This is a genomic window from Paenibacillus terrae HPL-003 (assembly GCF_000235585.1).
In the GTDB taxonomy this organism is placed as follows: Bacteria; Bacillota; Bacilli; order Paenibacillales; family Paenibacillaceae; genus Paenibacillus; species Paenibacillus terrae_B.
In genome coordinates this window covers 579,467-605,707 of record NC_016641.1, presented here as the reverse complement: position 1 = coordinate 605,707, position 26,241 = coordinate 579,467, and the positions used below count along the sequence as shown (strand labels likewise).

The window sequence follows — 26,241 nt, the reverse complement described above, 5'->3', positions numbered from 1 at the left end:
AGAAATGAAGGGGAAATATGAAAAAAAGAAGATTCATCCCAATGGTATGTATGCTTTTGATCATAGCTGTACTAGCTGCTTGCTCCAGCCCACAAATGAGTTCCACACAAGCAACACAGCAGCCAAAGAAAGAACTAACCTTCCTGTTTAACTTTGCTAGTCAGACTATTGATCCTAGTCTGGATTACACGCCGTTAAGAGCCGGAGTTGTGGAAACGCTTGTTAAGCTGGACGAGAACGTAAAAATCCAGCCGTGGCTGGCTACCCAATGGTCGAGCAAAGACGGGCAAAATTGGGAGTTCCAGATTCGTGACGGTGTCACCTTCCAAAACGGAAAAAAACTGACGGCAGAGACAGTTAAGCAATCGCTGGAACGCTCAATAGAGCTGAATCCGGGGGTTAAGCAGGTATTGCGAATTAAATCCATAAAAGCCTCCGGGCAAACGCTGCATGTGGTGACGGAAGAACCATTCCCTCAGTTCCCATCCGAACTGGTTCATCCCAACACAGCCATTCTGGACACGGAAGCAACTGATCCGGATAAAAAACCAATGGGTACCGGGCCTTTCCAAGTGGATTCCTTTACCGCAGGCACATCCTTAAAGCTTACCCGCTATGATGGATATTGGAGTGGGGCAGCCAAGCTGGAACGGGCGGTGTTTGCCTTTAATGAGGATGCGAATGCACGTTTATCCGCTATTTTGTCCGGTGACGCAGATATCGTCTATCGCCCGCCTGTTGAAAGCATGGACAAAATGAAGCAAGACAATCAGCTCAAGCTGGATTCAGTGGTTAGCTTGCGTACACATGAGTTGATTTTTAACACGAAAAAGCCTTTGTTCCAAAATGCGAATTTGCGTAAGGCATTTGATGCTTTGGTTAACCGTGAGGAGCTGAAGGACGCTATTATGGGCGGACAGGCTACAGTGGCGCGAGGTCCATTTTTACCGGATTTTCCGTTTGTACCGGAATATCCAACCCGCAAAACCGGGGCTGAAGAAGCGCTCAAGTGGTTTAAGGAAGCCGGATTTCAGGTGGAAAATGGAAAAGTAACGCAAAACGGGAAGTCGTTAACCCTAAAACTGGTCACTTACGCATCCAGAGCCGAGTTCCCCATCTTCTCACAAGCTTTGCAATCGGAAGCCAAGCAATTGGGCATTACACTGCAAATGGAGCAGGTTGAAAATTACGAAGACTATTTGATGAACGATACGACTTGGGATCTCGGTATGTACAGTCCGTTGATTGCGCCTCGAGGTGATGCCAGTTACTTTTTGAATGTATCGTTTTTACCAGATGGAACGCTGAATTATGGGAAAATAAACGATGAGTCGTTAAATAAATGGATTTACCAGTTAGATCAAACCGTAGATACAGCAAAACGGAATGAACTGATATCTCAGGCGCTCACGCGAATTAATGAGCAGACGTACTACTCCTATCTGGTGCATCCGAACACGCTGGTTGTTTATAAAGACAGTGTAAAAAACTGGGTAACTAGCAAAAGCGAATATTACATGCTCACCAACCAGTTGGATGTTGAAGCAAAATGATTCAAAGGCTTGGGAAAAGGCTGATCGAGTTTTTCCTGTTTATTTTTCTTCTGTCACTCATCAGCTTCGCGGGAATCAAGCTTGCTCCAGGAGACGCGGTGAGACAACTGCTGCGTGTGGATGATGTGGCGGTTACGAACGAGCAAGTGGAAATCCAAAGGGAGATCATGGGGCTGAATGAGCCGGTTATCGTGCAATATGGGGAATGGCTCTCGAAATTCATTCGTTTGGATTTGGGAACTTCCTACATGACACATCGTCCGGTCATAGAAGAAATATGGACGAGGATGCCGGCGACGCTTCTCCTGACCTTTACCTCCATTGTGGTGTTGATTGGAGTTGCGGTACCGTTGGGTGCATGTTCAGCTTTATATCCCAAGAAGTGGATTGATCGAGTCAGCCGGGTGCTCGCGATCCTGGGAGCATCGATCCCCAGCTTTTGGCTAGGGCTTTTACTTATTGAGGGATTTTCGGTGCGATGGTCGATTTTTCCAGCCATGGGGAACGGTACTTTTATGCATCTGGTGCTTCCCTCGCTGACACTGGGACTGACGATGGCTGCGGTATATGTACGGCTTATTCGTTCCAGCCTGTTAAACAGCTTGAGTCAGGATTTTATTCTGGGTGCAAGGTCCAGAGGGATTGGAAGGCAGCGTATTTTTTGGTTGCATGCGTGTCGTCATAGCTTGACTCCAGTAGTGACCATGTTTGGCATCAGTGTGGGAAGCTTGCTGGGGGGAAGTGTCGTGATAGAAACGATATTCGCCTATCCGGGGCTGGGAAAGTTTATTGTAGAAGCTATTCATAACCGGGATTACCCAATGATTCAGGGATACATTTTATTTATGGGTGCTGTCATTATGCTGCTTCACGTGATGACGGATGTAATCGTAGGATACGTGAACCCTGAAATCCGCTTGAAGGAGGGAGGACATTGAGTAAATCCCGACTTCTTTTATTGTTGTTGATCGGTGGAATAGTTGCAATGTTCATCCTGCCTGAGTTTATGAAAAATGATCCGTTGCTCGTTTCACTCACTCGGAGACTTCAATCCCCAAGCGGCGAGCATTGGCTGGGTACGGATGGTTTGGGCAGAGATTTGCTGTCGCGGTTGGTATACGGGGGCAGAAATACGATTGGCACGAGTTTGTTGATTCTTATTCTCTCTCTGAGCATCGGCATTCCAGCCGGGGTACTCGCAGGGTATGTCGGCAAAGGGATAGACCGATTGTTCATGCGGGTGTCGGATTCCTTTTTGGCTTTTCCTGATTACATGATTGCCATCGTACTGACGGGTTTGCTCGGGCCGGGTGTCGTCAACCTGATGATTGCGATTGTATCGGTGAAATGGGTGGCTTACGCTCGTCTGGTGAGAAGCAGCCTAATGGCTGAAAAAGAGAAAGATTATATCTACAGTGCCCGCTTGAGCGGGGTGCCGACGATTCGATTGGTCATCCGGCATTTGCTGCCCGCTGCTTTCAGAGAAATTGTGGTTGTAGCCACACTCGATTTGGGGAAAATCATTTTAATGATTGCGGCTCTATCCTATATCGGACTCGGATTACAGCCGCCTACTCCCGAATGGGGAGCGATGCTGAATGAGGGACGAGCCTATTTTCACAGTTCTCCGCTGGCGATGGTCATTCCGGGAGTAGCAATTGTGCTGTTCGTTCTTTTATCCAATCTGATTGGAGATCGGCTACGGGATCGTCTGGAACTTCTACCGCGGGGGAAATGAAATGATGAACATTCTGGAAATAACCGGACTGCATTTGAAGTCCGAGCAAGGCTTGATTGTGCGTGATCTTCATATATCCATTAGCGCGGGACAGTGCCATGCGCTGGTTGGTGAAAGCGGTAGTGGAAAAAGTATGACCTCGCTGTCGATTGGCGATCTGCTTCCTGCAACGGTTTGGGTAGAATCTGGTAAGATCGAATGGTGCGGAAGCCCGTTACTTACCCTGTCCAAGAGAGAAAGAGAACGCCTTCGCGGGAAGGAAATCGCTTATGTTTTTCAGGACTATGCCAGCATGTTTACTCCGTTTATCACCATAGGCAGACAAATGGACGAAACGTTAAAAGCACATCATGTGTTGGAACGCAAAAGTCGAAAAAAGCGCATTGAGCAGGTCCTTGAACACGTTCGGTTATCCAAAGAAACATACAACCGTTATCCGTTTCAGCTCAGCGGGGGGCAATTGCAAAGGGCCTCGCTTGCGGTAGCCATGATGCTGGAACCCAAGCTGCTGATTATGGACGAGCCTACGACAGCATTGGATCAGACGAATGCCAACGAAATTTTACGCATCATTTCAGAGCTAAAAGAACGCACCCAATGCGGCATTTTGTTCATCTCGCATGACCTGAGAAACGTCAAGCGCTACGCCGATCAAGTCACCGTGATGCGAGAAGGCCAGCTTATGGAAACGGGGCGCACATTGCCATTGTTGGACGACCCAAAACAGCCCTACACCCGAAGGCTGATTGAAGCTATTCCATCCTTGCGCCCATCCATGAAATCCGTGCATGAGTCCATATAGAGAGGACGGTAAAATCTTTATGAACCAGAAACTTGTACCTGAACTTTTAGTCGTGCAGGATATTCATCAATCTTACCGCAAAAAGGGACAAGTGCTTGGCGGGGTATCTCTAACGATTCGAGCGGGTGAATGTGTGGGTCTGATCGGAGAAAGCGGTAGTGGAAAAAGCACATTAGCACGCTGCATCATGCTTATGCAAGGTGTAGATACAGGAACGATATGGTTTCAGGGAGCTCCCGTTCAAGCAGGCAACCGAAAATCGTTAAAACGTTATAAAGGACAGATGCAGGCTGTATTCCAGAACTCGTCTGCAGCGCTGAATCCACGGTTCCGTTTACTGGAATCCGTCATGGAGCCATTGGATCAACTGGAACAAAAGGTCCCGTCTTTTTTGAAGGACTGTGGTCCAGACAGAAGAGAAATAGCAGGGAAACTGCTGGGATATGTGGGCCTGTCACCTGAATTGCTGGATAGATACCCCCATGAAATCAGTGGTGGACAAAAGCAACGGCTTTGCATGGCAAGAGCCATCAGCGTGGAGCCGGCACTCATTATTATGGATGAGCCAACCTCCAGTCTGGATACCTTAATTCAGTCAGAAATGCTAAACTTGCTCAAGGAGTTGCAGGGGAGGCTGGGATTTTCGTATCTGTTTATTTCCCATGACCTACCTGTAGTGCAATATATGTGTGACCGGGTGTTAGTCATGCACGAAGGCCGTTTGGTGGATGAGTTTGTAAAGGAGGAATTATTTGCTCCCGACAGACATCTGTATACCCGCCAATTAGTTGCAGAATATGATTAAGGGTTTGAACATACTTAGAGAATTGTATTACCCTTTACCTCTGACCAGCTTAGAATGCTGGTCTTTTTGTATTCTGTAATTTTAAATTGAGAAATTCACATTGAAACGGAGCAGGCGGAATAGTGCTGTACAAGCGAAGCGGTCGCCTTTGTCCCCGGATTTCTACCGTTATGTGCTTATTCAAGAAATCCGGGGGCAACAGCGATGGGAAGCACCATCCGCATGCGTAGTGGCACGAACGTAATTTTTCAACTCCACCCCCCATATATCTAATTTTGAACTGATTTTTCTCCTAATTCGTCGGGTATCAGCTTCTGATCCAGCACAGTATGATAATAGTAACTACATACGAGGAGGAGCTTGCTATGGAATCTTCAATTGAAACCGCTTCCAATGCTGGTACTGCGATTCCCGAATCTAACCGGGGCAGACCGCGTAAGGCTCGCAGACCGAAGCGCGGGCATGGAGAAAAAGGCTTGTGGGACAGTGTAAAGCAACAAAAGTACCTTTATTTTATGTCCATTCCTTTCGTCATATGGGTGTTTATTTTCAGTTATCTTCCGCTGTGGGGCTGGACGATGGCGTTTCAAAATTATAAGCCGGCCAAATCCTTTTTGGATCAGAAATGGGTGGGGCTCGACAACTTTATTGAGCTTTTTCAGGATGAACGATTTTATCTGGTATTACGCAATACGCTGGCGATGAGCCTGATGGGCATTATCTTTGGTTTTGTTGTACCGATTTTTTTTGCAATTCTGCTAAATGAGCTGCGGGGGATGCTGTTCAAGCGATTCGTGCAGACGGTATCCTATCTTCCGCATTTTGTATCCTGGGTGGTAGTCGCCGGATTGGTCACAAAGATGCTATCCATTGACGGAGGTGTCGTCAACGATATATTGATAGCGCTTCATATTGTGGATGAGCCGATTCAGTTCATGGCAAAGGGAAGTTGGTTCTGGTATATTGTAACCGCTTCCGATATATGGAAAGAGACAGGCTGGAATACGATCATTTATTTAGCCGCCATCACCGGAATTGACCAAGAGCAATATGAAGCTTCACGCGTAGATGGGGCGAGCCGCTGGAGACAGATGTGGCATATTACGCTGCCGGGTATCCGGTCGACCATTGCTGTTCTGTTTATTATGGCGATTGGGCATCTGGTGAGCAACGGCTTTGAAAAGCAGTTCCTGCTCGGCAACAGTCTGGTGACGGATTATTCCGAGGTACTGGATCTGTACGCGCTGAATTACGGGATTAATTTGGGGCGGTTCTCTTACGGGACGGCGATTGGTATTTTCAACTCATTGGTCAGCATCCTGCTGTTGTTTACAGCCAACGGCATATTCAAGAAACTGACCAAAGAAAGCATCATGTAGGGGGGAGAGGCGAAATGACGACAAAGGCTTTTAACGCGACCCGGTCTGAAAAGATGTTTGATCTGTTCAACTATATCCTCATGGCTCTGATCGTGATCGTGACGCTGTATCCGTTTCTAAACGTACTTGCGATTTCCCTGAACAATTCGACGGACACGGTTCGTGGCGGCATTTATATATGGCCCCGCCAATTTACACTCGAAAATTACAAAACGATTTTCCAATATGATGGTCTTCTTCAGGGGCTGCAGGTATCGATATTACGTACAGTAGTCGGGACAGTGCTGGGACTCATCTGTGCATCCATGCTTGCATTTACACTGAGTCGGGTCGATTTCCGCGCCCGCAAATTCATTTCCACGTTTTTGGCGTTAACGATGTATTTTTCCGGCGGGATGGTGCCTGTGTTCATTTTGATGCGTGATCTGCATTTGCTGGGTTCGTTCTGGGTGTATATTTTTCCCGGTCTGATTAGTGCGTTTAACGTATTTGTCATTCGTTCCTTTATGGACGGTTTGCCGTATGCGTTGCAGGAATCCGCCAAACTGGATGGGGCGAATGATTTTACAATTTACTGGAGAATTATTTTGCCGCTGTGCAAGCCTGTGCTGGCGACTATTGCTCTTTTTTTGGCGGTAAATCAATGGAATGCGTGGTTTGATACGTATTTGTACAACGGAACAGCCTCGCAATGGACGACGCTGCAATATGAGTTGATGAAGGTACTGCAAAGTACACAGCAAGGCGGCTCCAGCATGACAAACAGCAATGATATGGCCAAGCAAATGGCACAAATTTCGCCAGAGTCGATCAAAATGGCGATTACGATTACGGTCACGCTCCCCATCCTGCTCGTGTATCCGTTCCTGCAAAAGTATTTTGTAGGCGGCATGACACTGGGTGCGGTGAAATCATAATGCGATGAAAATTATAAAAGCCGGGCTTTCAGGCGTTCAAGCAACAGTTATGTGTAGGCTACGTCATCATAAGAATATAGGAGGTTTTGTTTATGAAAAAGTATTGGTCCAGATTTGCACTCATCCCCCTGCTCGCGGTGTCACTTACTGCACTGGCAGGCTGTGGCGGGAGCCAAAATGCAGCCAAAGAAGGCTCATCCAGCGGAGCCGACCCGATTACGTTCAGCTTCTTTGGAGCCGACCCAAGCCCACTATGGAACGGAATGAAGGATGAAATAGGCAAGGAAATTACGAAAAAAACAGGTGTAACCCTGAATGCTGAATTTGATGTCAGCGGCGGGGGCGGGAATGATCGCATTGCTTTGATGGCAGCGAGTGGAGAGTACCCGGATCTGGTGTCTGCCAAAGCAAATGTCAGCAAGCTGGTGGATGCTGGTGCTATGATTGATCTAACCGATCTAATCAACGAGCACGCTCCAAATCTCAAAAAGTTGTACGGTCCCTATATGGATCGGCTGAAATACAGCAACAAGGATCAGGCCATCTATGTCATCCCTACGTATGCAGGTGTGGGGCAGAAGAACTTTGATGCGACGGGTGGATTTGAAATCCAGCACAGAGTACTTAAGGAACTGGGATATCCAAAAGTAAAAACATTACAGGATTATGAAAACGTACTCAAAACCTATGTAGCCAAGCATCCGACCATTGACGGCAAAAAGACCATTCCCCTTACGCTGGATGCAGACGACTGGAGAATCATGATTACCGTCACGAATCCTGCCTTTCAGACGACCGGAGCGGCGGACGATGGCGAATATTTTATTGATCCCAAGACGTTTGAATCCAAGCTTCATTACAAGCGTCCAGAGGAAAAGGAGTATTTCCGATGGTTGAACCACATGTACAATGAAGGGTTGCTGGATAAGGATTCATTTGTGCAAAAAAGTGACCAATACAAATCCAAAATTGCCAGCGGCCGTGTCCTCGGTCTGATTGACCAGGAGTGGGGCTATCTGGAAGCTGAAAATGCGTTAAAAACGTCAGGCAAGGCGGATGCCAGCTATGCGCATTTTCCAGTTACACTTTCGGAGGAATATAAGGATCATTCCTTTCAGGATGCAGGCTTTATGTCCGGTTACGGTGTAGGCATTACCGAGAGTTGCAAGGACCCGGTGCGGGCCATTAAGTTCCTTGATTATCTGGCTTCCGATGAAGGACAGGTGCTGGTGAACTGGGGAATCGAAGGAAAGCAATATGAGATCAAGGATGGCAAACGCGTCATTCCGGCTGATGTGCTGGAACAAAAAACGAACAATGCCACCAGCTTCAACAAAACAACCGGGCTGGAGCTGTACACGTTGATCAGTGGACACTACGGTGATGGCGTGAAGGACGCTACGGGGAACTACTATACTACCAAATTTCCGGAACAAATTATCGCAGCCTATTCAGATCCGGAAAAGGAGTCGCTCAAGGCGTATGACGTAAAGACGTGGAAGGAACTGTTTCCAAGCGAAAAGGAATTTGATGTGAAGCCATGGGGCGCAGCCTATAACCTGACGACAGACAATGAATCCAATTATAACGTTACGTTCAAAAAAACAACGGACATTATCCGCAAGCGTATACCGGAAGCTATTTTGGCACCAGCCTCCAATTTTGACACCGTGTACGACAACATGCTGAAAGAGCTGGATGCGGCTGGCGCTGTACAAATGGAACAGCAATACACGCAACTGGTCAAGGACAGAGTGGAGTTATGGAGCGGCAAGGCTTCTAAATAGCGAGCTGACTTAACGAGGCGCAACAAAATGATGGGGTGTCTGAATGACAGAGCGCTTGTCCTTGTGGTCAATATGAAATTGACGCTCTGTTTAATCTCAATGGGGGAGGGTTTGATGTGATACAACGCGAACAGCAGAAATCTCTGCGTTTATGGTATCGCCAGCCTGCCAAGGTGTGGGAGGAAGCATTGCCTGTCGGCAATGGGAGGCTGGGTGCGATGGTATTTGGCGGGATTGGGGAGGAGCGTTTGCAATTAAACGAGGATACACTCTGGTCCGGATTCCCCAGGGATGGCGTTCAGTATGATGCATTGCGATATTTGAAGCCCGTCCGGGAGCTGATTGCGGACGGAAAGTACAAGGATGCTGAACATCTGATCAATGCGAACATGCTGGGGCGTGATACGGAGGCTTATCAGCCTTTGGGCGATTTGTGGATTACTCAGGAGGGACTTGGGTCAATCGCAGAGTATGAACGCGAACTGGATTTGGTGACTGGAACGGCTGCGGTCACTTTCCAAGGTGGCGGTATTCGTTATACCCGTGAAGTCATTGCCAGTGCGCCGGATGGAATCATTATGGTAAGGCTGACTGCGGATACGCCAGGCAAAATTAATGCAACCGTACGTATCACTACGCCGCATTCTTGTGAAGCCGAGGCAGGTGAGGATGCACATTTTGGTGATTCATCCGAATGGGATAATGATAAAGAAGATGACTCTTCAGGTGAACCAGAAAGGGACTTAATTACGTTGACCGGGCGAGCGCCCAGTCATGTGGAGTCTGATTATCATGGCTATCATCCGCAGTCGGTTGTTTATGAGGATGAATTGGGGATGGCTTTTGCAATTCAGGCACGGATTATCGCCGAGGGGGGAACTCTGACGAGGGGGGCTGACGGAGTGATCCGTGTAGCGGGCGCGGATAAACTGACGGTGTATTTGGCGGCAGCTACCGGCTTCCGGGGATTCGATACTCAACCGGACATTGATGCTACGGAATCGACAGGCGTATGCGAAGTTACGCTGGCTAGAGCGGTCTCGCTTGGATACGAGCAGGTGAGGCATCGGCATGAGCAGGATCATTGGGAGCTGTTTGGCCGCGTGGAGTTAGAGCTTGGGGATGAAGGCAGGACGGACCCAAGTACAAAGAGACAAATTCCGACTGACTTGCGATTGGAGCAGTACCGTGAAGGTCAGGCAGACCTGGATTTGGAGGTAACGCTGTTTCAGTATGGACGCTACTTACTGATAGCCAGTTCGCGTTCGGGCAGTCAGCCCGCCAATCTCCAGGGCATCTGGAATGATCATGTACAGCCGCCGTGGAACAGTGATTATACAACGAACATTAATACCCAGATGAACTATTGGCCAGCGGAAATATGCAATCTTGCTGAGTGCCATGAACCCTTGCTGCACATGGTTGGAGAAGTCAGCCGCACAGGGCGCAGAGTGGCTTCGATCTATTATGGAGCGCAAGGCTGGACGGCCCATCACAATGTAGATGTGTGGAGGTATGCCGGACCGTCAGGTGGCCATGCCAGTTGGGCATTTTGGCCGCTCGGGGGTGTCTGGCTAACCGCCCATTTATGGGAACGTTATCTGCTTACTCAGGATACGGCTTATTTGGCGGAACAAGCTTATCCGCTGATGAAGGGAGCGGCCGCCTTTTGTATGGATTGGCTCGTGGAAGGTCCAGACGGTTGGCTGGTGACCTCTCCGTCTACGTCGCCTGAAAACAAATTTATAACCCCGGATGGAGAGCATTGCAGCATATCCATGGGTTCCACCATGGACATGACGTTAATTCGGGAGTTGCTGAGCAACTGCATTCAGGCTACGGAATTGCTAGAATTAGATGATGAGTTCCGCAACCGCTGTGAAGAAACGCTGCAACGCCTGCTGCCTTATCAGATCGGTCGTCACGGACAGCTACAGGAGTGGTTTGCCGATTTTGAGGAAGCGGAGCCGGGACATCGACATGTTTCGCATCTGTATGGATTGTACCCTGGCCGACAAATTCATGTTCGCGATACCCCGGAGCTGGCGGAGGCGGCCCGCATATCGCTGCGCCGACGGCTTGATCATGGCGGAGGTCATACCGGCTGGAGCTGCGCTTGGTTGATTAACCTGTACGCGCGGTTGGAGGATGGCGAAGCAGCGCATCGGTATGTTCGCACGTTGCTGTCGCGTTCGACCTACCCGAATTTATTCGACGCTCATCCGCCTTTTCAGATCGACGGCAACTTCGGAGCGACGTCGGGAATCGCAGAAATGCTGCTACAAAGCCGTCCGGGTGAGCTGACCTTGCTGCCTGCCCTGCCTTCGGCATGGCCGGAGGGGCGGGTCAGCGGATTGCGGGGGCATGGCGGGATGACGGTTGGCATGGAATGGTCCGGTTCCCGGCTCGTCCGCGCGGAACTTACCGCATCCGCCCCGACGGGACGCTGCACGATTCGCAGTGCTCATCCGTTTAGCGCAGATGCCCGGCAGGCTCAGCCTGATCCGGAGCACGGAGGATTCATTTTGTCATGGAATTTTACCAAAGAGCAGGAAATTACGGACAGTCAAACGATTATTATTGATGGAGAGGAAGAGCCAATATGACCATTTTTCAATTTCCGCAGGACTTTATGTGGGGGACGGCAACAGCAGCCTATCAAATCGAGGGGGCCTATGAGGAGGATGGAAGAGGTTTATCCATCTGGGATACCTTTGCCCATACGCCTGGCAAGGTGTTCAACGGAGATAACGGGAATGTAGCCTGTGACAGCTATCATCGCTACGAAGAAGATATCCGGCTGATGAAGGAGCTGGGCATTCGTACATATCGTTTTTCGGTGTCTTGGCCGCGTATATTCCCCAATGGTGACGGTGAAGTCAATCAAGAAGGATTGGACTATTATCATCGCGTAGTTGATATGCTGAACGAAAATGGAATTGAGCCGTTTTGTACGCTGTACCACTGGGATCTGCCGCAGGTGCTTCAAGATGCCGGAGGATGGGAAAACCGTCGCACGATTCAGGCATTTGTCCAGTATGCGGAGACGATGTTCCGTGAGTTCCATGGAAAAATACACCACTGGCTGACGTTTAATGAGCCGTGGTGCATTGCTTTTCTATCCAATATGCTGGGAGTTCATGCTCCTGGTCTGACCAACCTCCAGACAGCCGTCAACGTTGGGCACCATCTGCTGGTTGCGCATGGTCTATCCGTACGTCGTTTCCGCGAGTTGGGCACCAGCGGTCAGATCGGCATAGCGCCGAATGTCTCATGGGCTGTGCCCTATAGCACTTCCGAGGAAGACAAAGCGGCGTGTGCGCGTACGGTTTCCCTGCATAGTGACTGGTTTCTCCAGCCAATCTATCAAGGCTCGTATCCTCAGTTTCTGGTAGATTGGTTTGCTAAGCAAGGAGCTACCGTACCTATCCAGGAAGGAGATATGGACATTATTAGCGAACCTATTGATCTGATCGGTATTAATTACTATAGCATGTCGGTCAATCGTTTTAATCCCGAGGCCGGGTTCCTTCAATCCGAAGAGATCAATATGGGATTGCCCGTCACGGATATCGGTTGGCCGGTGGAATCGCGTGGGCTATATGAGGTACTGCATTATTTGCAAAAGTACGGCAACATCGACATTTACATTACTGAGAACGGGGCTTGTATCAACGATGAGATCGTACATGGCAAGGTTCAGGATGACCGACGTATTTCCTATATGCAGCAGCATTTAGTGCAGGTACATCGGGCGATTCATGACGGCCTTCACGTCAAAGGCTATATGGCATGGTCGCTCATGGACAATTTTGAATGGGCGGAAGGGTACAATATGAGATTCGGCATGATTCATGTCGATTTTCGCACTCTGGCCCGCACCCCCAAGGAAAGCTACTATTGGTATCGAAATGTGGTAAGTAACAACTGGCTGGAGACCAGACGTTAAAAGAAAATGTACTTTGATTACTAATCGGACAATGCCCTATCTCTGCTCCCTTTTGTTTGAACGACGAGTCCTCTGGGGTAATAATATCCAAGATGAATTGCAGGTTGCTAAAAGTATGGTGAGGCTATTAAGAATAAAATCACAGGGATTGTGCATACTGACAAAAATACCTGAAGAGGGCGTTTCAACAATTTTAGACAGAGGGAGTGGAGGATATGGCTTCGAATTTTAGAAAATCAGGATCGAACGAAAAGCAAATGAGCCGCTCAGTGTCTGTCATTGCCTGGCTCGCTTGGATTGTAGGCATTATTCTTATTTTGTTCAATTTAGGTAATCTAAGTGATCGTAATATATATTTAATGGTGGGTATTGGATGTGTCGTTGGCGGATTTTTTATTTATATGATCGGAAAAGGGCTCGTCATTGCCCGCAAGAAGGAAGATCAGGAGAAGGGGCGCAGTTAAATACGAAGGCTTTTCCAGCATCGTAGTCACTTGTACAACTAAAAAACATCTGTAGAAAAACAATAACGTGGGTCTTCGCACAGTGTGAACTATAAACTGTCTGGAGCCCCGTTTTTTGCTTCCTGATATCGCAAGAATAAACTTCAGCTAATGGCGGTTTATACTCTCTGAATGGCTTCGATATCGTTTTTCTTCTGGTCATCTTTGTATTAATGAAAGATTTTGAATTTGCAAGAGAAAATTTATTTTTAGAGAGGTTTTTCACAAAAAACGGACAAATAATCGACAATTTTGTTAACAATAAAAAAAGTCCCTGCTTTTCTGATATCTTATATAGGGGCAACATTACAGGAATTCGTTAAGTTTTGAGTATTGAGTAATTTATTATTTCAAGGAGAGGGGAACAACATGAACAAAAAACCAAAAGCGATTATTGCGTTGGTTTTGACCGTGCTCACGGTAGCATTGCTCATTTGGACGTGTTTTTATGCTGGCGGAAAATACGTTGTTTTCGATCCGAAAGGACCTATTGGGCAAGCACAAAAAGAGCTGATCATTCTTTCAACGTCTATGGCTGCACTTCTGATTGTACCGGTCATGATTTTGACTTTTTTCATCATTTGGCGTTATCGCGACGCACCGGATAACAAGGCAAAATACCAGCCACACTGGGACGACAATAAAAAGCTGGAGACTGTGTGGTGGAGTATTCCAATCGTCGTCATCTTGATACTCGCAATTATAACTGCGAGATATACCTACTTGCTGGAGCCTTCCAAGCCAATGGCAAGTACACAAAAGCCAGTAACCATTCAAGTGACCTCACTGGACTGGAAATGGCTCTTTATGTATCCAGAAGAAGGTATTGCTACAGTCAATGAAATTCATATTCCTAAAGGCGTTCCAGTTCGTTTTGAACTGACTTCCGATGCCCCGATGAACTCATTTTGGATTCCGCAATTGGGCGGTCAAATCTACACCATGTCAGGCATGGCTATGAAACTGCATTTGCAGGCCGATCAGGAAGGAACTTACTTTGGTTCGGGTGCAAACTTCAGTGGTGAGCATTTTGGACAAATGCGCTTTGATGTAGAGGTTCAGTCGGATGAAGAGTATAAAAACTGGGTTGCTAACATTAAAAAGCAGTCCAAACCGCTGACAAAGGACGGCTATTTGGCGCTTGCAAAACCAGGTTTGTCCCAGCCTGATGAGTATTCTTCGATTCCAGACGGATTGTTCCAAGAAATCGTAACCAAGTATGTAGTAGATGGTGCTTCTAACCCACATGCAGGTCATGGCGAGGTAACACCCACTAAAGGTACTTCCAAGTCCGGCACAGAAGATGAAAGTGGAATGGACATGAGTCATATGAATATGAGCGGACACAATTAAATGAATATAGGGAAGGAGGCCCCCAATGCTTGATAAAATAAAAGAGTTTGCATCCACTTTCTTCGTCACTGGAGATCCGATGATCTATGGAGCGGACGTTTCCATTGCTCTTGCGATGATCGGAATCGTGTTTGTGCTCACTTATTTCAAAAAATGGGGCTGGCTTTGGAAAAACTGGTTGACTACCGTTGACCATAAAAAAGTCGGTATTATGTATATCCTCGCAGCCATCTTGATGCTGTTCCGCGGAGGCGTGGACGCATTGTTGATGCGTATTCAGCTTGCTACACCGGATGTTACACTTCTGCATCCTGAGCATTACAATCAGATCTTTACAACGCATGGCACGATCATGATCTTGTTCATGGCAATGCCTTTGATGTTTGGTTTGTTTAATATCGCGGTACCTCTTCAAATTGGTGCCCGCGACGTAGCGTTCCCTTTCCTGAACGCACTGAGCTTCTGGCTGTTCTTTATGGGAGCGATGCTGTTCAACCTGTCCTTCGTTATTGGCGGTTCGCCAGATGCAGGCTGGTTGAGTTATCCGCCGCTTTCAGAATTGCAATTTAGCCCCGGCGTCGGTCAGAACTTCTATATCTGGGGTATTCAGATTTCTGGTATAGGTTCATTGGCAACAGGGATCAACTTTATTGTTACCATTATTAAAATGCGCGCACCTGGTATGACCTGGATGAAAATGCCTGTCTTCACGTGGTCCGTATTTTCATCATGTGTTATTATCATTTTCGCGTTCCCGATTCTGACGGTTACTTTAGCTCTGCTATTCCTTGACCGCTTCGGAGGAGGACACTTCTTTACCCTTGATTTTGGCGGTAACCCGATGATGTATATCAACCTAATTTGGATGTGGGGTCATCCTGAGGTATACATTGTAGTTTTGCCTGCCTTCGGTATTTATTCCGAGGTCATCAGCGTATTCTCTAAAAAGAAACTGTTTGGCTACAAATCCATGGTTTACGCTATGTTCATGATTGCAATCTTGTCCTTCTTCACCTGGGCGCATCACTTCTTCACAATGGGGTCAGGCGCAGATGTGAATGCATTCTTTGCGATTTCGACGATGGTCATAGCGATACCTACAGGGGTTAAAGTATTTAACTGGCTGTTCACGATGTATCGGGGTAAGATCACATTTAAGACACCTATGATGTGGGCAATCGCCTTTATTCCGAACTTCCTGATTGCAGGTTTGACCGGTGTTATGTTGTCGGTAGCTCCTGCGGACTTCCAGTTCCATAACAGTTACTTCCTGATCGCTCACTTTCACTCCGCTCTGATTGGCGGTGTAGTGTTCGGTTACCTGGCAGGTTTGTACTATTGGTGGCCCAAAATGTTCGGCTTCACTCTGCCTGAAACGCCTGGTAAATGGGCTTTTTGGTTCTGGAACATTGGTTTCTATGTATGTTTCATTCCGCAATATTCCCTCGGTCTGATGGGTATGACACGTCGTTTGAGCACTTACGGCTGGGATACTGGCTGGCAGCCGCTTAACCTCGTTTCGACTGTTGGGGCATTCCTGATGGGAATAGGCTTCTTATTCCAGGTTCTTCAAATTCTTTTGGGAATCAAAAATTTCCGCAAGCTGAAGGATACAACAGGCGATCCTTGGGGTGGCCATACGTTGGAATGGTCGATTCCTTCACCTGCACCGGAATACAATTTTGCTACCATCCCGCAAGTAGAAGAACGGGATGACTGGTGGGCAGAGAAAGACAAACGTGCCAAAGGTATTTTCAGAAAACAATCGCCGATTGAAGCGATTCATATGCCTAAAAACTCGGCGATTCCTTTCATTATGTCGGTATTCTTTTTCATCGCAGGTTTCGGTTTTGTATTCGGATGGTCGTTCTTCTATATTCCGGGTCTGATCGGTGTTGCGATTTGTATGATTTGTCGTTCTTTCTTCTCGTATGACGGTGACTACTACATCCCTGCGGATGAAGTAAAACGCACGGAAGCGGCAATAAGGGGGTCTGTATAATGGCACAAGCAGCAGCACACCAAAGCCATGATCATGACCATGGACATCACGATCCACAAGAACTGAAGATGCTTGGTTTCTGGATCTTCCTTGTAACGGACGTGATCCTGTTCAGTACCTTGTTCGCAACCTTCGTCGTCCTTCGGAACAGCACAGCTGGAGGACCGGGGGGCGCAGAGCTGTTTAACATGACGGGCGTTATCATTGAAACGTTCCTCTTGCTCACGAGCAGCTTCACAAGCGGTCTGGCTGTGTTGGCCATGAACAAAGGAAGCATGAAGGGCTTAATCAACTGGTTAATCGTGACGGCAATCCTGGGTCTTGGTTTTATCGGTTTTGAGGTTTACGAGTTTGTTGAATTGGTACACGAAGGTGCCAATTTCGGAACCAGTGCGTTCTTGTCGGCATTCTTCACACTGGTCGGTACGCACGGACTTCACGTTTCCTTGGGTCTGGTGTGGATGATCGGACTCATGTTTCAGTTGAAAAAGCGTGGGCTTACTTCTGAAACGAAGGGCAAAGTCTCAGCACTGAGCTTGTACTGGCACTTTTTGGACGCTGTCTGGATCTTCTTGCTTTCAGTCGTCTATTTGATGGGGGTGATGTAGATGGCACAGCATCAATCAGGAGCGAGTTCGCATGGTCATGATGATTCTCACGGTTCAGTGAAATCCTATGTTATCGGGTTTATCCTGTCCATCGTACTGACCATCATTCCTCTCGGTGTAGTTATGAATCATATGCTGAGCCGCACTTCAACCATGGTCGTTATTTTGGCTACGGCAGTGCTGCAATTTCTGGTTCAGCTTTTCTTCTTCATGCACATCCGTGAGAGCAATGGACCACGCTGGAATGTTATGACTTTGATCTTAGGTATAGTCATCCTGTTGACCATTGTGGGTGGTTCCGTATGGATTATGGAATACAACATGGTAGCACATTAATAAATAGTGTGAGGGACACCGTATGAAAGAGGATCGGCTTTTCAGTCGATCCTTTTTTGTGTGTAGAATATGTTGGAAATATGTTGGAAATATGTTGGAAATATAAACTGTGGCTTCTTGAACTCGAGTTTACATATGTGTAGAATGGAATTGTATAGCAGAAGAGTAAAAAAACAAAAATACTAGTTGAGAGCGGAGGATGAAAATAATGAATACGGATATACTATTTAAACCTTTTAAGGCAGGTAATTTATCTCTTCCCAATCGGATCGTTATGGCTCCAATGACACGGAATTTTTCTCCTGAAGGTATTCCGGGCCCTGATGTTGCTGCTTATTATCGTCGCCGTGCGGAAAATGCAGTCGGATTGATTATTACGGAGGGAACTGCTATTCATCATCCTGCAGCCGTGGAGCATACGAGCATTCCTAATTTTTATGGTGAGGGATTGAAGGGATGGGCGAAGGTTGTTCAGGAGGTTCATGCGGCGGGCGGCAAGATTATACCGCAGCTCTGGCATGTGGGTACAGCACGCAAAATAGGTGCGGATAACCAACCGAATCCCGAGGCATTGCCTGTCGGCCCGTCCGGTATCTCTCCTGCCGGTGAAAAGGTAGTTGAGCCGTTGACCGAGACCGAGATTGCCGATATTATCGCAGCCTTTGCCCAGGCAGCAGCCGATGCCCAGCGAGTGGGTTTCGACGGCATTGAGCTTCATGGTGCACATGGCTATTTAATTGATCAGTTTTTCTGGGATAAAACCAACAAACGTACAGATCAATACGGAGGCAATTTGGTCCAGCGTACCCGGTTTGCAGTGGAGGTCATTGAGGCTTGTCGTCGTGCAGTGGGTCCAGATTTTCCAATTGTACTACGGTTCTCCCAGTGGAAGATGTACCATTATGGAGAGAAATTGGCACAGACACCGGAGGAGCTTGAACAGTTTTTGTCTCCATTGGTGAAGGCCGGGGTGGATGTATTCCATTGCTCAAGCCGCCGTTTTTGGGAACCGGAGTTTGAAGGGTCTAAACTAAATTTAGCAGCTTGGACCAAAAAGCTAACAGGCAAGCCGGTCATTACTGTGGGCTCCATTGGTTTGGAAAAGGCTTTTTTGAGTGAACTGGAGAAAAATAACAGCCAGACCGATAAATCGAGTAGCGTACAGGCAAGATTAGAACAACTTGTTGGGCAAGTAGAGCGAGAGGAAGCTGATTTGGTTGCGGTTGGACGGGCTTTACTGGTTGATCCGGCGTTTGCGGTTAAGTTACGTGATAAACGGATAGATGAACTCATGCCTTATAGTGATGAAGCATTAAAAACATTGAATTAAGCTTTACTTAGCGCAACGTCATATAGGGCGGAGTGCGGGTAGCCAGACATTGAGACTTGAAATTTCTTCGTTACAGGGCAAGCTGTAATATATGCTATTCGTAAATTCTACGAATTTGCTATAATAGGAGCATCAAGTCGAAATACACGGGGTGAAAAGAATGAATTCTGAAACGGAAGCTTTGGATTGTGAGCCGGCTTGTCACGGTTCAGACAAAGAAATCGAACACATAAAATCTTCCCTGGTTGAGGATTCCATCGCATATAAAATGTCGGAGTTGTTCAAAGCCTTGGGTGATCCGACACGGATCAAGCTAATCTACGCTTTGGCTCAGAAGGAGCTGTGTGTACATGATCTGACCCAGGTATTGAATATGGGGCAGTCTGCCGTATCTCACCAGCTTCGTTATTTGCGTAATCTGCGGATTGTCAAACGACGCAAGGAAGGCAAAACGGTGTTTTATTCACTGGATGATAATCATGTGGAGCAGATATTTTTGCAAACCCACCAGCACATTTCACATCAATGATTTTGAAAAGAAAAAAGCAGGGCGCCAAGCGAATGGCGCTCTTTTGATGTTTGTCTGGGAAGCGGAGCTTTTTTTGCAAAAAGAGGTTATTGTCATTGACTTTTGACCCTGATCATGAATATAATGACCTTAATAAATAATATATGAACAGTTGCTCATATATAGTTAATTGGAGGCCAATGAACATGGATGCTCTGAAAAGAACGGAACGGCACGAATGGATTTTGGAAGGTTTGGATTGCGCCAACTGTGCTCTAAAGATTGAAAATGGCGTTAGTAAAATAGAAGGCGTGCTTGATTGCTCGGTCAATTTTGTTACGAAAACATTGACGATGACAGCAAGCCCGGATCAAAAAGAGGAAATTTTTCGTCAAACGGAACGGAAGGTTCACAGACTGGAGCCTCACGTCCGAATGATCGTAAAAAGCGCCCAGGGACGCTCGCGTGAGAATAGTCGCAGTGTGGCGGGTGCAGCACAGGCAGGCAGCGCAGGAGAGCGCACCCATAGTCATGAGCATGATGAAGGACATACGCATGAGAACGGCCAACAACATGGAGTTCACAGCCACACAGGCCATACTCATAGTCATGAAGCACGTGCTGAGGAAGTTCATGCCCATAATGATCACCACCATGACGAACATGCGCATGATCATAGTGATGCCACACATACTCATTCGCATGAGAATGACAGCCACGCCGGGCATACCCATGATCATGGTGCGGCCGGTCTGCGCCGGATGATTGCACGCTTGGCTATCGGTGCAGTCGTTGCGGCTGTTGCTTGGTGGTTGCCCGTAGAGGGCGTAGGCAAGCTGGCACTGTTTTTACTGGCATATATCATTGTCGGCGGCGATGTAGTCTTGCAGGCTGTTCGCAGTCTGGTGCGGGGAATGGCCTTTGACGAATATTTTCTGATGACGCTGGCTACCGTCGGCGCATTTGCAATTGGGCAATATCCCGAAGGCGTAGCCGTCATGTTCTTTTACCAAATCGGTGAGCTATTCCAGGGAGTCGCTGTTAATCGTTCGCGCAAATCTATCAGCGACCTCATGGATATTCGACCAGACTATGCCAACCTGAAGACGGCTGATTCCGTAAGTCGGGTGTCACCCGAGGATGTGCGTGTAGGTGATCTGATTGTAATCAAGCCGGGCGAGAAGATTCCGCTGGATGGTAAAGTCGTAGACGGAAAATCGCATGTGGATACTTCGGCGCTGACGGGTGAATCCGTGCCTCGTACCGTGGAGCCGGGAAGCAGTGTGATGAGCGGATTTATCAATACCAACGGACTTTTAACTGTAGAGGTTAGCAAGAAATTCAGCGAATCAGCAGTCGCCAAAATTTTGGAGCTAGTGCAAAATGCGAGCGCCAAAAAAGCGCCGACCGAAAAGTTTATCACCAAGTTTTCCAGATACTATACTCCTGTTGTGGTTATTGTTGCGCTGCTGCTGGCAGTTGTTTCGCCACTCGTCGTACCAGGAGCGCAGTTTGCAGATTGGGTATATCGTGCACTTGTTTTCCTCGTCATTTCTTGTCCATGTGCGCTGGTCGTATCCATTCCGTTGGGCTTCTTCGGCGGAATCGGGGCAGCCTCCCGTTCAGGTGTGCTGATTAAAGGCGGGAACTATCTTGAAGCACTGAACCATGTAAAATATGCTGTTTTTGATAAAACAGGTACACTCACCAAAGGGGTTTTCCGTGTAACAGGAATTTATCCCGCTGGGGAATTTACGAAGGAAAGTCTGCTGGAAACGGCTGCTTTTGCGGAGCTGCATTCCACGCATCCTATTGCGGCATCCCTGCGTGAATCCTATGGCAAGGAGCTTCAAGCCGAACGGGTACAGCAATATAGCGAAATTTCCGGCCATGGGATTCAGGCACATATAGATGGTCGTCTGGTGTTGGCCGGGAATTCAAAGCTAATGGAGCGGGAGCAAGTCGCTTATAACGACGCACAACGTGCAGGAACACTGGATGAGGGAACGGTCGTTCATGTGGCTGTAGACGGAACGTACGCCGGATGTATCCTGATTTCGGATGAGGTCAAGGAGGACGCAGCTCGAACGATTGCTTCACTGAAAAAGCTGGGTGTGGTGAAAACCATCATGCTGACAGGTGACAACCGGACAGTTGCAGAGGCCGTAGGACAACAGTTGGGTCTAGACGAAGTACGTGCAGAGCTGTTACCCCAGCATAAAGCCGAAGCGATTGAACAACTGTCTGCAAGTAAAAAAGCGGGCGACAAGATTTTGTTCGTGGGCGACGGGATTAATGATACCCCGGTGCTGACGCTGGCGGATGTCGGCGTAGCGATGGGCGGTTTGGGTTCAGATGCCGCGATTGAGGCGGCGGATATCGTGATCATGAACGACGAGCCTTCGAGACTGGTTGCGGCGATTCATATTGCCAAGCGTACACGCCGCATCGTATGGCAGAATATTATATTTGCGCTAGGTGTCAAAGCCGTGTTTCTCACTTTGGGTGCGTTCGGCATTGCTACCATGTGGGAGGCTGTATTTTCCGACGTGGGTGTAACACTGCTTGCTGTACTGAATGTTATGCGTGTACTGAAAGTACGTGCTTTCGAATAAAAAAATCAATGCCCTCGGGTTATTATCGGATGTATTCATCCTGTGAAATCCGGGGGCTTTTTTTCGTTCCATGCTGCGGTTTAATTGATGCTTTCCTGTCGTTCTACAGATATGTATAAATGTGGGGTGCGCCTAATACGTTAAGGTAGAGACCTTACAGGTAAGGCTCATTTGAATTCCGCTTGACGTTTGATAGGTAAGCGTTTTCTTTTCTGGTGGGATCCTCAAATTCGTGTGTGCCAACTTGCTGACGGGAGAAAGGATGGATTTGAAGCATGGAGGCTAAACTGATGCATGTATTCGCAGAACTATTGAGTGAAAAAAACAGTCGGGATTGCGATGACCCTGAGTCGGGGAGTGAGGCCGTTGCTGCACAGAGACTGGCTATCGAGTCGGTGCTCACAGGGTGCAGTGAAGTATCTGCCTCACAGGAGGAAGACCCGCTGGGCTGGCTGGTCGGATTAGCCGAGCAGGGCAGGATCAGTCAAGAGGAGGCGTTGCTGGCTGCGGACTCCGAGCTAATTGGGGAAACGTTGATGAATAAGGGCAACGATGACAGGGAAGCAATGACCACACTGCTGGAGTGGAGCGATGAATACAGGCGTACATTCATACGTATCTATGCTGATGATCCTGCTCATGTGAATTATACAAGCAAGGAGTCAGCGTTAGGGCTAAGTATGGGCAGCCTTGATGGCTATAGTCTTCTGCACGGTCCCTTGTCGCAGTCGTCCAGCCGTGTGGCTGAATTATGCCGTGCCTATCTGGACGCGGCAGAGTCCGGGCATACGATTCATGGTCCTGACAGGGAGCCTGACCCCCTCCTTATTCCAGGCTCCCGTGCATCAGACACGTACAAAGCCTTCAATCAGGCATCTGGCTTGCCCGGATTGTGTGAGCATCTGTCCCGACGAATTATCGGGCTGCTGGAAACAGAGTATGAAGGCTTGTTCGAGTTTCTGAACGGATTACCACTCACCATCGCCCTGATCGAACAAAACAACGCGGTGGGCATCGGAAGCCTGCAAGATATGCAGTTGGAGGCGTTGATGCGTGCGGCGTTGCGAAGTGTGCAGCAGGGGGGAGAACCGCAGTTGGAGATTGTGGTGCGCAATCCGGCTGGCGTGGACCAATTCCGGGCAACCCGGGACTGGATTGACGGCGTTGCGGAGCAGACCTTGTGCGGCCGCCTGCGGTGTATTCCATATCGGGTAGGCGTGCTTTTGACGGTCGATGCGTCCTCGAAGCCCAACGTCAGCCAAACATGGAACAGGCAGGCCAAACAGTCTCATGAGTCTGCCAGCGCCAACCTCATGCCAGAAGTGAAAGCGCAACAGATCAAGCAGGCGGCCCAAGCCGCAGATATGGCACGTTTTGCCGATGTTGTGATTTTGGAAATCGCACCGATTCCACCATATAATGGTGAGGCCGTGCATCGGTTGGATCAACCCGTTGCTGGTGGTTCTAAGAACGCCAGTGATACAATAAAATGCATGGCGCACGCAATTCGGGGTGTGAAATCCGAGCTGCCCGTATGGGTGGCGTTAGATGCTATTCACGATTCGCTGGATGAAGCTGCAATATGGGGAAGCGAACTAACGGGCGTGATTTGCCCGGAAAAAACAGCTTCCGTTGCACGTCTTGCGGCTGCACGTTTCGGACTGCTGCAACAAGCAGAGCAGCAACAAGGCTCTGTTGCTCTACCAAACCCCGTGCAGCGGTTTCCGCTGTAGACCAGTCATCAATCACCAATCCCGAAGGTAACACGCAATTCATATGACAGCATGCTTTAAAATATATAGGATATCTGCGCTATTTGCGCGGGTATCTTTTTTGTTTGTGCGAATGTCGGTTTACAACCGGGGAAGAAAAGGTATATAATAAAGCAAAAGTTTCACTAAACCAAAATAATTGTATCAATGCAAAAATGATTATCATTCTCATTGCCAAACATGCTGCTTCGGGCTTCCCGAAGCAGCATGTGCTATTTTAAGGCACTTAACAATGGATATCATTCTCAATGAAATGCAGTAACAAGGAGTAAAAAACGGAAAGGAATGTGACATGATGCAAGCAATTCAACAACTTCAAAAGACATTGTCTCCCTCTGATCGGATACTTTCAAAAAACAGCGGCAGCGGACGGCCAAGCCCGAATCGCAAACCGCAATTCCAGCTCAAAAGCATGCTGAAAAACAAGGAGATGCAGGCTGCCCTGGGCAGTGGAACGCTTATGCTGATGGCATGGGGCGTCTCGCATTGGTCGCAATGGCTGGCGGTCATCCTGTATGTGGTTTCCTACGCCCTGGGTGGCTGGTCTAAAGCCAGAGAAGGCATTGAGACGCTGATCCGTGAACGTGATCTGGATGTCAATCTGCTCATGATCGCAGCGTCATTGGGGGCTGCGGCTATTGGCTATTGGAATGAAGGAGCAATGCTGATCTTCATTTTTGCACTCAGCGGTGCGCTGGAGAGTTATACCACCGAGCGCAGCAGTAAGGATATTTCCGAGCTGATGGCGTTGAAGCCGGAAACGGCTTTGCGTCTGTCCCGCGAAGGGACCGAAACGGTCGGCATTGAGCAACTGCTGCCGGGTGATCTGCTGCTGGTGAAGCCGGGCGAACTGATTCCGGCGGATGGCCGGATTTCCAAGGGCGTTTCGGCGGTGAATCAGGCATCTATTACCGGGGAATCCTTTCCGGTGAACAAAGCGGCGGGTGACGAGGTATATGCGGGCACCATTAACGGGGAAGGCGTGCTGTACGTGGAGGTTAGTCAATCCTCCGAAGGCACTCTGTTTTCAAAAATCATCCGTATGGTGGAGGAAGCGCAGACAGAGGTCCCCGATTCCCAACGCTTTATCAAAAGGTTCGAGTCGATTTACGCCCGAATTGTTGTTGCGGTTACGCTGATTGTGATTGCAGGTGCGCCAATGGTGTTGGGCTGGACGTGGGCAGCGGCGTTTTACAAGGCAATGGTATTTCTCGTTGTGGCCTCACCGTGCGCACTCGTGTCGTCCATTATGCCAGTCATGCTGTCGGCTATTTCCAACCGTGCCCGTCGGGGCATTCTGTTCAAAGGCGGTGCGCATGTGGAAAATATGGCGCTGACATCTGTCGTCGCCTTTGACAAAACAGGTACGCTAACCATCGGTTCGCCTGTTGTAACCGACTGGATTACCGCCACAGGCTATGATGCCGCTGCGTTGTTACAGATTGTCGCCGCAATAGAAAGCTACTCCATGCATCCGTTGGCACGAGCGATTGTAGCCAAAGCCGAAGCTGAATTGGGGCAGCGAGAGCTTCCCGCAGTAGAGCAAGTACAGTCTCTAACCGGATGGGGAATGGAAGGCACGGTAGATGGGGTGAGGTGGAAAATCGGGCGCACGGATGTGCTGGATGAAGCTAGCCCGCTGGCAGAGCCGGAATGGGTGGAAACACGTGCCCGGCTGGAAGCCGAGGGCAAAACCGTATCCATTATCCTCGCGGATGACAGGATAGTCGGGATGCTGGCGCTGCGTGACGAGCTGCGACCGCAGGCGCAGGAGGCGGTGAGACGCCTGCAAGCGCAAGGCATTCGGGTCGTCATGCTGACCGGAGACCGCCCGGAAACCGCCGCCGTGATCGCGGCGCAGGCCGGAGTCGATGCGGTATATGCTGGTCTGATGCCGGAGGGCAAAGTCAGTCATATTCGCATGCTTCGGGAGCAGTACGGGCATGTCGTCATGGTCGGCGACGGTGTGAACGATGCTCCGGCACTGGCTGCCGCAACGGTCGGGCTGGGCATGGGTATGCATGGCAGTGGAGCCGCACTGGAGGTCGCGGATGTGGTGCTGATGAACGATGGCATCGAAGAGATTGCCCCGACGGTAGCACTGGCACGTAAGGCACAGCGGGTGGTCAAGCAAAATATGATCTTCGCCGTAAGCGTCATTTTACTGCTCATCATTAGCAACTTTGTGCAAGATATAGCTTTGCCATTTGGCGTTATCGGGCATGAGGGCAGCACGTTGCTTGTCATTTTGAACGGCTTGCGCTTGCTGCGGTCATAAACGGAA

20 protein-coding genes are annotated in these 26,241 nt (G+C 48.6%); all 20 read left to right on the top strand.

Annotated features, from left to right (window positions below; translation table 11 throughout):
* Positions 1–41: 41 nt before the first annotated feature.
* Positions 42–1,553 carry a nickel ABC transporter substrate-binding protein gene (nikA, locus tag HPL003_RS02950; RefSeq protein ID WP_014278160.1) on the top strand — a complete coding sequence of 504 codons (1,512 nt, stop codon included), beginning with the start codon at positions 42–44 and terminating at the stop codon, positions 1,551–1,553.
* The gene (nikB, locus tag HPL003_RS02945) at positions 1,550–2,491 is read left to right on the top strand and encodes a nickel ABC transporter permease (protein ID WP_014278159.1); all 942 of its coding nucleotides are present in this window, start codon (positions 1,550–1,552) and stop codon (positions 2,489–2,491) included. Before nikA ends, nikB begins: the two co-directional genes overlap by 4 nt.
* Positions 2,488–3,291 (top strand): nickel transporter permease, encoded by an 804-nt coding sequence (gene nikC, locus HPL003_RS02940; RefSeq protein ID WP_014278158.1) that lies wholly within the window; start codon positions 2,488–2,490, stop codon positions 3,289–3,291. Before nikB ends, nikC begins: the two co-directional genes overlap by 4 nt.
* Position 3,292: 1 nt before the next feature.
* Positions 3,293–4,093 (top strand): ABC transporter ATP-binding protein, encoded by an 801-nt coding sequence (locus HPL003_RS02935; RefSeq protein ID WP_148267368.1) that lies wholly within the window; start codon positions 3,293–3,295, stop codon positions 4,091–4,093.
* Between the two features lie 19 nt (positions 4,094–4,112).
* Positions 4,113–4,898, top strand: a complete 786-nt coding sequence (locus HPL003_RS02930) for an ABC transporter ATP-binding protein (RefSeq protein WP_014278156.1) — start codon at positions 4,113–4,115, stop codon at positions 4,896–4,898.
* A 365-nt stretch (positions 4,899–5,263) separates the two neighbouring features.
* On the top strand, positions 5,264–6,277 hold the full coding sequence (locus tag HPL003_RS02925) for an ABC transporter permease (protein ID WP_014278155.1): 1,014 nt from the start codon (positions 5,264–5,266) through the stop codon (positions 6,275–6,277).
* A gap of 14 nt (positions 6,278–6,291) precedes the next feature.
* Complete coding sequence (locus HPL003_RS02920) at positions 6,292–7,194, top strand: carbohydrate ABC transporter permease (protein WP_014278154.1); 903 nt, start codon at positions 6,292–6,294, stop codon at positions 7,192–7,194.
* Positions 7,195–7,286: 92 nt separating this feature from the next.
* Positions 7,287–8,981 (top strand): ABC transporter substrate-binding protein, encoded by a 1,695-nt coding sequence (locus tag HPL003_RS02915; RefSeq protein WP_014278153.1) that lies wholly within the window; start codon positions 7,287–7,289, stop codon positions 8,979–8,981.
* Between the two features lie 116 nt (positions 8,982–9,097).
* A complete protein-coding gene (locus HPL003_RS02910) occupies positions 9,098–11,587 on the top strand; it encodes a glycoside hydrolase family 95 protein (RefSeq protein ID WP_014278152.1) in 2,490 nt (829 codons plus the stop codon).
* Positions 11,584–12,930: a GH1 family beta-glucosidase gene (locus HPL003_RS02905; RefSeq protein ID WP_014278151.1), complete on the top strand. Its 1,347-nt coding sequence runs from the start codon at positions 11,584–11,586 to the stop codon at positions 12,928–12,930. The genes HPL003_RS02910 and HPL003_RS02905 overlap by 4 nt, the downstream gene beginning before the upstream one ends.
* A gap of 215 nt (positions 12,931–13,145) precedes the next feature.
* Positions 13,146–13,394, top strand: a complete 249-nt coding sequence (locus tag HPL003_RS02900; protein ID WP_014278150.1) for a hypothetical protein — start codon at positions 13,146–13,148, stop codon at positions 13,392–13,394.
* 408 nt (positions 13,395–13,802) lie between these two features.
* Positions 13,803–14,786 (top strand): ubiquinol oxidase subunit II, encoded by a 984-nt coding sequence (cyoA, locus tag HPL003_RS02895; protein ID WP_014278149.1) that lies wholly within the window; start codon positions 13,803–13,805, stop codon positions 14,784–14,786.
* 25 nt (positions 14,787–14,811) lie between these two features.
* Positions 14,812–16,788: a cbb3-type cytochrome c oxidase subunit I gene (locus tag HPL003_RS02890; RefSeq protein WP_014278148.1), complete on the top strand. Its 1,977-nt coding sequence runs from the start codon at positions 14,812–14,814 to the stop codon at positions 16,786–16,788.
* Positions 16,788–17,396, top strand: coding sequence for a cytochrome o ubiquinol oxidase subunit III (gene cyoC / locus HPL003_RS02885; protein ID WP_014278147.1), 609 nt, complete (start codon positions 16,788–16,790; stop codon positions 17,394–17,396). The genes HPL003_RS02890 and cyoC overlap by 1 nt, the downstream gene beginning before the upstream one ends.
* Positions 17,397–17,732: a cytochrome o ubiquinol oxidase subunit IV gene (gene cyoD / locus HPL003_RS02880; protein WP_014278146.1), complete on the top strand. Its 336-nt coding sequence runs from the start codon at positions 17,397–17,399 to the stop codon at positions 17,730–17,732.
* Positions 17,733–17,940: 208 nt separating this feature from the next.
* Positions 17,941–19,062, top strand: a complete 1,122-nt coding sequence (locus tag HPL003_RS02875; RefSeq protein WP_014278145.1) for an NADH:flavin oxidoreductase — start codon at positions 17,941–17,943, stop codon at positions 19,060–19,062.
* A gap of 160 nt (positions 19,063–19,222) precedes the next feature.
* Positions 19,223–19,591 (top strand): ArsR/SmtB family transcription factor, encoded by a 369-nt coding sequence (locus HPL003_RS02870; RefSeq protein ID WP_014278144.1) that lies wholly within the window; start codon positions 19,223–19,225, stop codon positions 19,589–19,591.
* Between the two features lie 185 nt (positions 19,592–19,776).
* Positions 19,777–22,185 (top strand): heavy metal translocating P-type ATPase, encoded by a 2,409-nt coding sequence (locus HPL003_RS02865; RefSeq protein ID WP_014278143.1) that lies wholly within the window; start codon positions 19,777–19,779, stop codon positions 22,183–22,185.
* 275 nt (positions 22,186–22,460) lie between these two features.
* A complete protein-coding gene (locus tag HPL003_RS02860; RefSeq protein WP_014278142.1) occupies positions 22,461–23,918 on the top strand; it encodes a PEP-utilizing protein in 1,458 nt (485 codons plus the stop codon).
* Between the two features lie 334 nt (positions 23,919–24,252).
* Complete coding sequence (locus tag HPL003_RS02855) at positions 24,253–26,235, top strand: heavy metal translocating P-type ATPase (protein ID WP_014278141.1); 1,983 nt, start codon at positions 24,253–24,255, stop codon at positions 26,233–26,235.
* Positions 26,236–26,241: the final 6 nt, after the last annotated feature.

What these genes read in the sequence shown, in the direction of transcription:
- nikA (WP_014278160.1), top strand. Translation starts at nt 42, where the DNA reads ATGGTATGTATGCTTTTGATCATAGCTGTACTAGCTGCTTGCTCCAGC.
- nikB (WP_014278159.1), top strand. Translation starts at nt 1,550, where the DNA reads ATGATTCAAAGGCTTGGGAAAAGGCTGATCGAGTTTTTCCTGTTTATT.
- HPL003_RS02935 (WP_148267368.1), top strand. Translation starts at nt 3,293, where the DNA reads ATGATGAACATTCTGGAAATAACCGGACTGCATTTGAAGTCCGAGCAA.
- HPL003_RS02930 (WP_014278156.1), top strand. Translation starts at nt 4,113, where the DNA reads ATGAACCAGAAACTTGTACCTGAACTTTTAGTCGTGCAGGATATTCAT.
- HPL003_RS02925 (WP_014278155.1), top strand. Translation starts at nt 5,264, where the DNA reads ATGGAATCTTCAATTGAAACCGCTTCCAATGCTGGTACTGCGATTCCC.
- HPL003_RS02920 (WP_014278154.1), top strand. Translation starts at nt 6,292, where the DNA reads ATGACGACAAAGGCTTTTAACGCGACCCGGTCTGAAAAGATGTTTGAT.
- HPL003_RS02915 (WP_014278153.1), top strand. Translation starts at nt 7,287, where the DNA reads ATGAAAAAGTATTGGTCCAGATTTGCACTCATCCCCCTGCTCGCGGTG.
- HPL003_RS02905 (WP_014278151.1), top strand. Translation starts at nt 11,584, where the DNA reads ATGACCATTTTTCAATTTCCGCAGGACTTTATGTGGGGGACGGCAACA.
- HPL003_RS02900 (WP_014278150.1), top strand. Translation starts at nt 13,146, where the DNA reads ATGGCTTCGAATTTTAGAAAATCAGGATCGAACGAAAAGCAAATGAGC.
- cyoA (WP_014278149.1), top strand. Translation starts at nt 13,803, where the DNA reads ATGAACAAAAAACCAAAAGCGATTATTGCGTTGGTTTTGACCGTGCTC.
- HPL003_RS02890 (WP_014278148.1), top strand. Translation starts at nt 14,812, where the DNA reads ATGCTTGATAAAATAAAAGAGTTTGCATCCACTTTCTTCGTCACTGGA.
- cyoC (WP_014278147.1), top strand. Translation starts at nt 16,788, where the DNA reads ATGGCACAAGCAGCAGCACACCAAAGCCATGATCATGACCATGGACAT.
- cyoD (WP_014278146.1), top strand. Translation starts at nt 17,397, where the DNA reads ATGGCACAGCATCAATCAGGAGCGAGTTCGCATGGTCATGATGATTCT.
- HPL003_RS02875 (WP_014278145.1), top strand. Translation starts at nt 17,941, where the DNA reads ATGAATACGGATATACTATTTAAACCTTTTAAGGCAGGTAATTTATCT.
- HPL003_RS02870 (WP_014278144.1), top strand. Translation starts at nt 19,223, where the DNA reads ATGAATTCTGAAACGGAAGCTTTGGATTGTGAGCCGGCTTGTCACGGT.
- HPL003_RS02865 (WP_014278143.1), top strand. Translation starts at nt 19,777, where the DNA reads ATGGATGCTCTGAAAAGAACGGAACGGCACGAATGGATTTTGGAAGGT.
- HPL003_RS02860 (WP_014278142.1), top strand. Translation starts at nt 22,461, where the DNA reads ATGGAGGCTAAACTGATGCATGTATTCGCAGAACTATTGAGTGAAAAA.
- HPL003_RS02855 (WP_014278141.1), top strand. Translation starts at nt 24,253, where the DNA reads ATGCAAGCAATTCAACAACTTCAAAAGACATTGTCTCCCTCTGATCGG.